Source organism: Paraburkholderia atlantica, assembly GCF_009362785.1.
GTDB lineage: Bacteria > Pseudomonadota > Gammaproteobacteria > Burkholderiales > Burkholderiaceae > Paraburkholderia > Paraburkholderia atlantica.
In genome coordinates this window covers 1-795 of record NZ_WHNQ01000213.1, presented here as the reverse complement: position 1 = coordinate 795, position 795 = coordinate 1, and the positions used below count along the sequence as shown (strand labels likewise).

The following is a 795-nucleotide window of genomic DNA, read 5'->3' as shown; positions in this document are numbered from 1 at the left end:
TGCTCAAACAGCAGTTTGGCTATACAAAGACCCGGTACCGAGGGTTGATGAAGAACACCGCCCAGATCACGACACTATTTGCTCTGGGCAACCTGTGGATGGCACGCAAGGCTTTGTGGAAGGCTTGAAACGCTCGCAGATTCAGGCCGCGAATCTCGGCAAACAGTGGTCGTCACGCTTCAAAAGCCAGACGACCAACCTGCCAGCAGACTCTCATGGCGGATACGACGCAAGTGGCAAACGGCCAACTCTCTGAAAACGAGTTGTGCAGACCTTCCCTAGATCAGATAGTGAACGGGAAGCTGATCTTAGACAGATTTGGGGCCTGAAGCTCGGCGCAGACACATCGAAGGAAGCGCGGTCGACGGAGTGGGTGATTGCCGTTCTCACAGACCTAACGGGGCGCTTAACGGCGCGTGACCTCGTTCGTTTTATCAAGCAAGCCGCGGCTGGTTCCGTCGGTACCGGTCTCGACGATCGGTTGCTGACGCCGAACGCAATGCGAAAGGCGGTCGAATACACCAGTGGCCTTAAGGTCGACGAGTATCCAAAAGAGGTTCGCGAATTGACTCCGATTTTCTCGAAGCTGCGTGCTATCTCCGATTTGACCACGCCATTCGACCGGGCCGAAGCGGCCGCACAAGGAATTGAACCGAACGAACTAGATATTTTGGAGAAGTATGGTGTGGCGTACGCCGACGAGGGCAGCTTTGAAGTGCCGGAGCTGTTCCGAATTGGGCTAGGGATGAAAAGAAAAGGTGCCAGGCCAAACATCATCAGCCTTACGAGAAAGGC

General features: G+C 54.8%; 1 protein-coding gene and 1 pseudogene. Both read left to right on the top strand.

Annotated features, from left to right (window positions below; translation table 11 throughout):
- Positions 1–128: pseudogene (locus GCT19_RS42335) on the top strand (IS5/IS1182 family transposase); the annotation flags it as partial.
- A gap of 245 nt (positions 129–373) precedes the next feature.
- The coding region (locus tag GCT19_RS42330; protein WP_227749515.1) for a hypothetical protein at positions 374–795 on the top strand (422 nt) is incomplete at its 3' end.